Annotated in this window: 11 protein-coding genes; all 11 read left to right on the forward strand. The window is 54.0% G+C overall.

Annotated elements, in window-relative coordinates; genetic code table 11:
• The first annotated feature begins 16 nt into the window (after nucleotides 1-16).
• Nucleotides 17-463, forward strand: a complete 447-nt coding sequence (gene fliJ, locus J2Y91_RS21340) for a flagellar export protein FliJ (RefSeq protein ID WP_048916356.1) — start codon at nucleotides 17-19, stop codon at nucleotides 461-463.
• The gene (locus J2Y91_RS21345) at nucleotides 460-1761 is read left to right on the forward strand and encodes a flagellar hook-length control protein FliK (protein WP_133623379.1); all 1302 of its coding nucleotides are present in this window, start codon (nucleotides 460-462) and stop codon (nucleotides 1759-1761) included. The genes fliJ and J2Y91_RS21345 overlap by 4 nt, the downstream gene beginning before the upstream one ends.
• A 155-nt stretch (nucleotides 1762-1916) precedes the next feature.
• Nucleotides 1917-2399, forward strand: a complete 483-nt coding sequence (gene fliL / locus J2Y91_RS21350) for a flagellar basal body-associated protein FliL (RefSeq protein WP_048916358.1) — start codon at nucleotides 1917-1919, stop codon at nucleotides 2397-2399.
• Between the two features lie 9 nt (nucleotides 2400-2408).
• Nucleotides 2409-3416 carry a flagellar motor switch protein FliM gene (gene fliM / locus J2Y91_RS21355; RefSeq protein WP_048916359.1) on the forward strand — a complete coding sequence of 336 codons (1008 nt, stop codon included), beginning with the start codon at nucleotides 2409-2411 and terminating at the stop codon, nucleotides 3414-3416.
• Nucleotides 3409-3810 carry a flagellar motor switch protein FliN gene (fliN, locus tag J2Y91_RS21360; RefSeq protein ID WP_048916360.1) on the forward strand — a complete coding sequence of 134 codons (402 nt, stop codon included), beginning with the start codon at nucleotides 3409-3411 and terminating at the stop codon, nucleotides 3808-3810. Before fliM ends, fliN begins: the two co-directional genes overlap by 8 nt.
• Nucleotides 3811-4200, forward strand: a complete 390-nt coding sequence (gene fliO, locus J2Y91_RS21365; RefSeq protein ID WP_048916361.1) for a flagellar biosynthetic protein FliO — start codon at nucleotides 3811-3813, stop codon at nucleotides 4198-4200.
• Nucleotides 4197-4934, forward strand: a complete 738-nt coding sequence (gene fliP, locus J2Y91_RS21370; protein ID WP_048916362.1) for a flagellar type III secretion system pore protein FliP — start codon at nucleotides 4197-4199, stop codon at nucleotides 4932-4934. Before fliO ends, fliP begins: the two co-directional genes overlap by 4 nt.
• A 14-nt stretch (nucleotides 4935-4948) precedes the next feature.
• On the forward strand, nucleotides 4949-5218 hold the full coding sequence (gene fliQ, locus J2Y91_RS21375) for a flagellar biosynthesis protein FliQ (RefSeq protein ID WP_048916363.1): 270 nt from the start codon (nucleotides 4949-4951) through the stop codon (nucleotides 5216-5218).
• Entirely contained in the window at nucleotides 5218-6003 is a 786-nt protein-coding gene (gene fliR / locus J2Y91_RS21380; RefSeq protein WP_048916364.1) for a flagellar biosynthetic protein FliR, read from the forward strand. The genes fliQ and fliR overlap by 1 nt, the downstream gene beginning before the upstream one ends.
• A gap of 654 nt (nucleotides 6004-6657) precedes the next feature.
• The gene (gene rcsA / locus J2Y91_RS21385; RefSeq protein ID WP_133623378.1) at nucleotides 6658-7293 is read left to right on the forward strand and encodes a transcriptional regulator RcsA; all 636 of its coding nucleotides are present in this window, start codon (nucleotides 6658-6660) and stop codon (nucleotides 7291-7293) included.
• Between the two features lie 164 nt (nucleotides 7294-7457).
• The gene (locus J2Y91_RS21390) at nucleotides 7458-9158 is read left to right on the forward strand and encodes a methyl-accepting chemotaxis protein (RefSeq protein WP_133623377.1); all 1701 of its coding nucleotides are present in this window, start codon (nucleotides 7458-7460) and stop codon (nucleotides 9156-9158) included.
• Nucleotides 9159-9202 lie beyond the last annotated feature (44 nt).

The following is a 9202-nucleotide window of genomic DNA, read 5'->3' on the forward strand; positions in this document are numbered from 1 at the left end:
GAACAGCGGAGAACTTATGGCTAAGACAGCTTCCCCGATCGATACCCTGCGCGATCTGGCACATAAAGATGTGGAAAAAGCCGCCATTCAGTTAGGCGACGTACGCCGGGCGCAAAAGCAGGCAGACGATCAGCTGACAATGCTGCTCAACTACCAGGACGAATACCGCAGGAATCTCAACACCACCATGAGCGAAGGGATTGCCAGTACGCGCTGGTACAACTACCACCAGTTTATTCAGACGCTGGAAAAGGCGATTGAACAGCATCGCGCCCAGCTGATGCACTGGAACACCCGGGTGGAAAATGCCCTGCGCTTCTGGCGCGACAAACAGCAGCGGCTGCACGCCTATGAAACGCTTCAGGCGCGGGCGCTGGCAACCGCACTCTTACAGGAAAACCGTCTCGATCAGAAACGGATGGACGAATTTGCCCAACGGGCATCATTGAGGAAAGGCGAATGATTACCTTACCAACCGCAGTGGCGACCACCAGCGCCAGTAGCAAAACCGGTGCGGCTGCCACCACCCCTGACAGCACGCTGGACGCGACTCCCGGCGGCGACAGCGCCGCCAGCGGTGAAAATTTGCCGCAGGGGTTTCTCACTCTGCTGGGGAACCGACTGCTATCGCTGGCGCAGCAGGGTGCCAGCGCCGCCCCTCAGGATGACACGGCGCAAAATGTTACCGCCGATGGGAAAGCACCGGCAAAAACCAGCATCAGCGATCTGCTGGCCGCGCTGGATAAGCCCGAGACGCTGACCGCGCTGCTGCAACCGCAAAAAGCCAGCACGGAAAAAAGCCCGGACAGCGAGGAGAAAGCCGCGCCGGTGGAGCTGAGCAGCAGCGATTTGCAGGCGTTACAGGCGCTGTACGCCATGCTGCCCAACGCTGCCGCAGTGCCCGTCGCCAGCGGTAACAGCAGCAGCAAAAACAGTGACCTGCTGAGCAGCGATCTGAGCAAGAGCAGCAAAGGCTCGACGCTGAACGCGTTAAGCGCGGCGTTGGGTAAAGTGAGCAGCGACGACGCTGACGCCGCGGGCACAGCCACCACGAAAACCGGCAGCGCTGGCGTACTGCTGCCGGGCAACTCCGACAGCGCGACTGCTGCGGCAAAATTCAGCGCTAACCCGGGTGCGCAGACGCTTGACTCAGCTTTTCAGCAGGTTATGAGCCACGTCAGCAAAGATAACGACAAAGAAAATTCAAGTTCTGCCCTCAACGCGACGATAACCAATAATGTGATCAGCGCCGCTTCTTCCGCGCAGACCCCGACTTCAACCTCGGCGGTCAGCGCGCCGGCAACGCCACTGCTGAATTCTCAGCTTGGCAGCCCGGAATGGCAGCAGGCACTGGGACAACAGATCCTGATGTTCAGCCGCAACGGGCAGCAGACCGCCGAGTTGCATCTGCATCCGCAGGACCTGGGCAGCATCCAGATCTCTTTGAAGCTGGATAATGACCAGGCCCAGCTGAGTATGGTGTCGAACCATAGCCAGGTCAGGGCCGCGCTTGAGGCCGCTATCCCTCAACTGCGTACCTCACTGGCTGAAAGCGGCATCAGCCTGGGTCAAAGTAATGTCAGTAGCGATGCATTCCAGCAGGGTCAGTCCTTTAATGGCCAGCAGGAACAGCAGCGTAATAACAACGGAAACCCGTTTAGTCTTGCTAATGAAAATGACAGTGATGTGACGCAAATTGCCGTACCTGCCGCCCTGCAGGCGCGTGCAGCTGGCTCCAATGCTGTTGATATTTTCGCCTGACGGCAACAAACGCGCAAGCTGATGGCAAAACTCGCGTCTTTTCTGCCTATTGTTTGGCGCAAGACGCGGGATAATTCGCTCATAAAGCCGTGGGACAGTGAGAAATATGACGTGGCACCGCCCCTCGAAAATAATCACAGGAAGTTACAGCTAATATGACTGATAACGCTAAAGCCAAAAGCGGCAAACGTAAGCTCCTGATACCCGTGTTACTGATCGTGACTCTGGTCGCTTGCAGCGTGGCGGGATATACAGTCTGGCACATGATGAAGGCGCCGAAAGATGCCGCTGCGGCTGCAAAGCCTGAGCCGCCACCTGCCCCGGTCTTTTTTGCTCTGGATACGTTTACGGTCAACTTGATCAACCCAGACAACGACCCGGATCGCGTGCTTTATGTCGGCTTCACCCTGCGCTTGCCGGATGAAGAGACCCGTCGTCGCATGAACGATTATCTGCCGGAAGTACGCAGCCGTTTACTGCTGCTGCTGTCGCGTCAGAATGCTACGGGCCTCGCCAATGAGCAGGGCAAGCAGCAGTTAGTGACACAGATTAAACAGGTACTGGCACCTCCGCTGGTGCAGGGACAACCACAGCAGGTCGTGACAGATGTACTGTTTACGGCCTTCATTCTGCGGTGATGGATATACATGGGCGATAACATTCTTTCTCAGGCAGAAATTGACGCACTACTCAATGGCGACAGCGATAGTGCGGCAGAAGATAAGGTCAGTACCGGGGGCGAAAGCGATATTCGCCCTTACGATCCCAATACTCAGCGCCGCGTGGTACGCGAGCGTCTGCAGGCACTGGAGATCATCAACGAACGTTTTGCGCGTTCTTACCGTATGGCGCTGTTTAATCTGCTGCGTCGCAGCCCGGATATTTCCGTCGGTGCGATAAAGATCCAGCCATACCATGAGTTTGCCCGCAATCTGCCGGTACCTACCAACCTTAACCTTATCCACCTCAAGCCGCTGCGTGGCACGGCGCTGGTGGTATTTTCGCCGAGTCTGGTGTTTATCGCCGTTGATAACCTGTTTGGTGGTGACGGCCGTTTTCCGACCAAGGTCGAAGGACGCGAGTTTACCCACACCGAACAGCGGGTGATCCGCCGTATGTTAAAGCTGGCGCTGGAAGCCTACAGCGAAGCGTGGAAGCCGATCTATCCGCTGGACGTAGAGTACGTGCGTTCGGAAATGCAGGTGAAGTTCACCAACATTACTACCTCACCGAATGACATCGTGGTCACCACGCCGTTCCAGGTGGAGATTGGTAACCTGACCGGTGAGTTCAACATCTGTATCCCATTCAGCATGATCGAGCCGCTGCGTGAAACGCTGGTGAACCCACCGCTGGAGAACTCGCGTACCGAAGATGAGAACTGGCGTGACACGCTGGTGAAACAGGTTCAGCACTCGGAGCTGGAGCTGGTGGCGAATTTTGCCGATGTCTCAATGAGAATTTCCCGTCTGCTGGAGTTAAAGCCCGGCGACGTCTTACCGATTGAAAAACCGGACCGCATTATCGCCCATGTCGATGGCGTGCCGGTGTTGACCAGCCAGTACGGAACACTGAATAAACAGTATGCACTGCGCGTGGAACACCTGATCAACCCGATTTTGAATTCGCTGAATGAGGAACAGCCCGATGAGTGATACCAATAAGCCGTCCGACGACGACATCTCTGCGGACGACCTGTGGGCTGACGCAATGAACGAACAGGTAAAATCCTCTTCAACCGGCGGCGTGTTTAAATCGCTGGAAAATGGCGATATTGCTGCTGGTTCGCAGGATATCGACATGATTATGGATATCCCGGTGAAGCTCACCGTGGAGCTGGGCCGTACCAAAATGACCATTAAAGAGCTGCTGCGCCTGTCGCAGGGTTCGGTAGTGGCGCTGGACGGCTTAGCCGGGGAGCCGCTGGATATCCTGATCAACGGCTATCTGATTGCCCAGGGTGAAGTGGTGGTGGTCGCCGATAAATATGGCGTGCGCATTACCGACATTATCACCCCGACCGAACGTATGCGTCGTCTGAGCCGCTAAATGAATACCACCCAGCAGCAGCCAGCCATCGGGCAGCCGGCCATTTCTACCGGTTCAATGCTGACTCAGGTGAGCGGGGTACTGGCGGCGATTATTATTCTGATCCTCGCCTGCGCCTGGGTGGCAAAGCGCTTCGGCTTTGCCACTAAGCGCAGCGGCAGTGAGAAACTGAATATCAGCGCCAGCTGCCAGCTGGGACAGCGTGAACGCGTGGTCGTGGTTGATGTGGATGATGTGCGTCTGGTTCTGGGCGTCACCGCTCAGCAGATCACCCATCTGCATACCCTGCCGGCGAAACCGCAGCAGGAACTCCCGGAAGCACCGGCTGTGACGGCAGATTTCCGTCAGGTTCTGCAGTCGTTAATGAAAGGTTCCGGGAAGAAAAAATGAAACGTCTCCTTCCACTGTTAGCACTGGTTTTGCTGATGCTGACTCCGAACGTCTACGCGCAGCTGCCTGGGCTTATCAGTAAGCCGATGGCTAACGGCGGCCAGAGCTGGTCGCTGCCGGTGCAGACGCTGGTATTTATTACCTCGCTGACCTTCCTGCCGGCAATATTGCTGATGATGACCAGCTTTACGCGCATCATCATCGTTTTCGGCCTGCTGCGTAACGCGCTGGGTACCCCCTCTGCGCCACCTAACCAGGTGCTGCTTGGCCTGTCGCTGTTCCTGACCTTCTTTATTATGGGCCCGGTGTTCGACAAAATTTATACTGATGCCTATCTGCCGTTCAGCGAAGATAAGATCAGCATGCAGGAAGCCATTGATAAAGGTGCGCAGCCGCTGCGTGAGTTTATGCTGCGCCAGACGCGTGAAGCGGACCTTGCGCTGTTTGCCCGCCTGGCTAACACGCCACCGATTGCCGGGCCGGAAGCGGTGCCGATGCGTATTCTGCTGCCGGCTTACGTCACCAGTGAACTGAAAACGGCTTTCCAGATCGGCTTCACGGTATTTATTCCATTCCTGATTATCGACCTGGTGGTCGCCAGCGTGCTGATGGCGCTGGGGATGATGATGGTGCCCCCCGCCACCATCTCCCTGCCCTTTAAGCTGATGCTGTTTGTGCTGGTGGATGGCTGGCAGCTGCTCATCGGCTCACTGGCCCAAAGTTTCTACTCTTAAGCGAGGCCACAAAAATGACTCCTGAATCGGTAATGGTTTTGGGCCACGACGCGATGCAGATTGCGCTGGCGCTGGCCGCCCCGCTGCTGCTGGCAGCGCTGGTAAGCGGCCTGTTAATCAGCCTGCTGCAGGCGGCTACCCAGATTAACGAACAAACGCTCTCCTTTATTCCGAAGATCCTTTCCGTGGTGGCAACCATCGTTGTGGCCGGTCCGTGGATGCTCAATCTGATCCTCGACTATATGCGTACCCTGTTCTCCAACCTGCCTTATCTGATCGGATAATGATTCTTTTTGACAGCAGTCAACTTTTATTCTGGATAAGTCAGCTATTCTGGCCGCTTGCTCGCGTGCTGGCTTTGATCATGACGGCGCCGCTGCTGAGCGAAAAATCGATTAGCCGCAAGGTGAAAATTGGTCTGGGCCTGATGATTACCTGGGTATTGATCCCGTCGTTACCCCCGACCAACGTTACGCTGTTTTCGGTTGGCGGCTTCTGGTTGCTGATTCAGCAGATACTGATTGGCGTAGCGATTGGTTTTACCATGCAGTTTGCCTTTGCGGCGGTGCGTACCGCGGGGGAAGTGATTGGTTTGCAGATGGGCTTATCCTTTGCCACCTTCTTTGACCCGGCCAGCCGACTGAACATGCCGGTTCTGGCGCGCTTTCTCGATATGCTGGCGATGTTGCTGTTTCTCTCCTTCAACGGTCACCTGTGGCTGATTTCGATGGTTGCGGACAGTTTTCATACTTTGCCTATTGGTGGCGAGCCGCTGAACAGCAATGCGTTCCTGGCGCTGACCAAAGCCGCCAATTTAATTTTCCTTAACGGCATGAGATTAGCGCTACCGTTAATCACCCTGTTACTCACCTTAAACCTGGCCCTGGGTTTGTTAAACCGCGTTTCACCACAGCTGTCGGTTTTCGCTATCGGCTTCCCGGTCACCTTATCGATAGGTATGGTGTTCATGAGCCTGATGATGCCCCTGCTGGCGCCCTTCTGCGAGCATTTATTCAGTGAAGTGTTCGACTTACTGTCGACATTACTCAGTGAACTACCCGGCAAGTAAACTTTAGTATTCCCCCTCTTATACAAAAGCATTGTTAAGCCATCGAAATATATCAGAGCATTTTTCGCGCCATTATTTGCAGAATAACCTTAAGGAAATTCTGATAAATGGGCTAGCACGATGAAAATAATTCTTATTAAAACCCAGTTAGCGTATTTTAAATCCTCAAACCGGTGATTTGTTGCGAAACAGTTAACGGTTAAAAAATGGGCAAATGTCTGTTTTTAATGAAGATTTTATTTTTCTCGGTTTTTCTTGTTTTAAAATTCATTTTACGGCATTGTCAATACTCCCCGCATGCCTACACTTTCGGGGAATGAATGTTTTTAGGATTCGTCCTATCAGAGTTTTCCTGATTCTGCGCGATAGTGTCGACGTCAGCGGAAAACTGTGTCAGGTGCTGTACTAACTCAGATGTCTAAGCAGTCTCGCTGCCAGCCCTCTGAAGTGGGTGACTTGTCAGAGCATCGCTCTGTCAAAAGCCAAATTAGCAGTCAGCAAGGACGCATGAGTACTCTCGCCGTAGATGGCAAAGCTTTATTCAGGCTGGGTAAAAATAACAAGATCGTGATTAAGAACTCTTTGCTCTCGTACCGCAAGCACGTAATTCATCGTTGATTTAAACGGAAAACAAATTTGGTGAGGGTAGCTATTATGCCAACGATTATTATGGATTCATGTAACTACACACGACTAGGCTTAAGCGATTATATGGCGGTAAAAGGGGTTAAAAAGAAAAATATAACCTCCGTTAACGACATGGACCAATTGCAAATTAAATGCCAGCAGCTTCAACCTGGCGTGGTTTTTATTAATGAAGACTGTTTCATTCATGAGTCCGATGCAAGTCAGCGTATCAGAGACATTATCATGCAGCACCCTGATACCCTGTTCTTCATCTTCATGGCTATCTCCAATATCCATTTTGAGGAATACCTCTACGTTCGTAAGAACTTGATTATTACATCAAAATCGATAAAGCCGGCGACTCTTGATACGCTGCTTAGCAGCTACTTTCAAAAGAAAGTCAGTATGTCACCCCGCTACAATTCAGGCTTCGACGTCCATCCATTAACGCTCAGCCAGACTGAGTCTAATATGCTTAAGATGTGGATGTCAGGTCACGATACAATACAAATCTCAGATAAAATGCAGATTAAAGCCAAAACGGTTTCATCGCATAAAGGCAATATAAAACGTAAAATTAAAACGCATAATAAGCAGGTTATTTATCATGTGGTTCGTTTAACTGATAATGTCACCAGCGGTATTTACGTCAACGTAAGATAACGCACCGGGCAGGTCCGCCTTCGCTGACCTGCCCGTTCTCCATTTGCAGAATGCTCATTCTGTGAGCCTGCTCCCACTTCAAGACCTAATCCTTTTCACTTCTTTGCCGATGGTTTGTAGACGACCGGAGCGTTCCTTCGTCCCTACTGACAGAGAGCAAGGATATGAAATCACCATTACAATCTCACGAGCAGCCGACCATCAGCTTTTGGCAACATTTGCGCCTGGTCCCCCTGTTCGCCGCCATTCTTGGCGGAATTCTGCTGTTGTTTGCCCTGTGTATCGGCCTCGCCAGTTATTTTTTAGTCCAGAGTAATAAGTCGCTGAATGATATTACGCAAGAAATTGCTATCCGCATGGCGATCTCAAACAGTTCTAATAATCTGCGCGCTGCGCGTTTGACGGTGATCCATGCCGGTGCCGCTGCACGTATCGGTGAGATGGATGAATTCAAAGCCAATCTCACCAGTTCAGAAAAGCGCATCACATCGGCACGCGACAATTTCAATATCTATCTCAACCGCCCGGTCAAAACCCCGGCAGGGATAGCGCTGGATGTGGAGCTGAAAAAACGCTTCGACGCTTATATTAAGCAGGGGCTTGAGCCGATGCTGAAAAGCGCGGGGGATGGCAGCTTTGAAGGGGTTATCGCCCAGGAGACGGATTACACCCGCAAACTGGATGACGCTTATAACGACGTGCTGTTTAAAGCGATCAAGCTGCGTACTGAGCGTGCCGACGGGCTCAATCAGCAGGCCGCTGCACAAACCCGCCTCGGCTTTATTATGATGGCGGCGGCATTCGGCCTCGCCCTGCTGCTGACGCTGGCGACCTTTATCTTCCTGCGCCGGGTGGTGATTACGCCGCTGCGCCAGGCGGTAGAAAGAATTGAGCAGATCTCCCACGGCGATCTGACCGCGCCGCCGCAGGTCTGGGGACGCAGTGAGATCGGCAGCCTGGGGAATAACCTGCAGCTGATGCAGCAGGCGCTGGTTAAAACCGTAGGAACCGTGCGCGAGGGGGCGGTGGCGATCTATCAGGGATCGAGCGAGATCTCCGCAGGCAATACCGACCTCTCCTCACGCACCGAACAGCAGGCTTCCGCGCTGGAGCAGACCGCTGCCAGCATGGAACAGCTGACCGCCACCGTGAAACAGAACGCCGAAAATGCCCATCACGCCAGCCAGCTGGCTGCCGATGCGTCGGGTAAAGCGCGCCAGGGCGGAGAGATTGTCACCGGCGTAGTGAATACCATGAACAACATCTCCAGCAGCTCGAAGAAAATTGCCGAGATCACCACGGTGATCAATAGCATTGCCTTCCAGACCAATATCCTGGCGCTGAATGCCGCGGTGGAAGCCGCGCGAGCCGGTGAACAGGGGCGCGGCTTTGCCGTGGTCGCCAGCGAGGTGCGCAACCTGGCGCAGCGCAGCGCCGGAGCCGCGAAAGAGATTGAGGGGCTGATTGCCGAGTCGGTAGACCTGATTGGTAAGGGGTCGTCGCAGGTGGGGCACGCGGGCAATACCATGGGTGAAATCGTCGATGCGGTGCGCCGCGTGACCGATATCATGGCCGAGATTGCCGCCGCATCCGACGAGCAAAGCAAAGGGATCCAGCAGGTCAGCCATGCGGTCACCGAGATGGACAACGTCACCCAGCAGAACGCTTCACTGGTGGAGGAAGCCTCATCTGCCGCAGCGTCGCTGGAAGATCAGGCGGCGCGCCTGACTCAGGCGGTGTCGGCATTTAAACTGAGTGGTGGCGCGGTTGCTGCGGTGAAAAACAGCAGCGTCAGCAGCAAACCCGCCGCGTTAGCCGCCACGCGCCCGGCGCTGGTCAGTCATGAGAATTGGGAAACGTTTTAAGCGGGGTTGAGATGGATAATCAGGGCGAGGCAGGCCTCGCCCTG

The sequence above is a fragment of the Erwinia aphidicola genome (assembly GCF_024169515.1).
Classification (GTDB): domain Bacteria; phylum Pseudomonadota; class Gammaproteobacteria; order Enterobacterales; family Enterobacteriaceae; genus Erwinia; species Erwinia aphidicola.

What these genes read in the sequence shown, in the direction of transcription:
- fliO (WP_048916361.1), top strand. Translation starts at nt 3,811, where the DNA reads ATGAATACCACCCAGCAGCAGCCAGCCATCGGGCAGCCGGCCATTTCT.
- fliQ (WP_048916363.1), top strand. Translation starts at nt 4,949, where the DNA reads ATGACTCCTGAATCGGTAATGGTTTTGGGCCACGACGCGATGCAGATT.
- fliN (WP_048916360.1), top strand. Translation starts at nt 3,409, where the DNA reads ATGAGTGATACCAATAAGCCGTCCGACGACGACATCTCTGCGGACGAC.
- fliR (WP_048916364.1), top strand. Translation starts at nt 5,218, where the DNA reads ATGATTCTTTTTGACAGCAGTCAACTTTTATTCTGGATAAGTCAGCTA.
- J2Y91_RS21345 (WP_133623379.1), top strand. Translation starts at nt 460, where the DNA reads ATGATTACCTTACCAACCGCAGTGGCGACCACCAGCGCCAGTAGCAAA.
- fliM (WP_048916359.1), top strand. Translation starts at nt 2,409, where the DNA reads ATGGGCGATAACATTCTTTCTCAGGCAGAAATTGACGCACTACTCAAT.
- fliJ (WP_048916356.1), top strand. Translation starts at nt 17, where the DNA reads ATGGCTAAGACAGCTTCCCCGATCGATACCCTGCGCGATCTGGCACAT.
- J2Y91_RS21390 (WP_133623377.1), top strand. Translation starts at nt 7,458, where the DNA reads ATGAAATCACCATTACAATCTCACGAGCAGCCGACCATCAGCTTTTGG.
- fliL (WP_048916358.1), top strand. Translation starts at nt 1,917, where the DNA reads ATGACTGATAACGCTAAAGCCAAAAGCGGCAAACGTAAGCTCCTGATA.
- rcsA (WP_133623378.1), top strand. Translation starts at nt 6,658, where the DNA reads ATGCCAACGATTATTATGGATTCATGTAACTACACACGACTAGGCTTA.
- fliP (WP_048916362.1), top strand. Translation starts at nt 4,197, where the DNA reads ATGAAACGTCTCCTTCCACTGTTAGCACTGGTTTTGCTGATGCTGACT.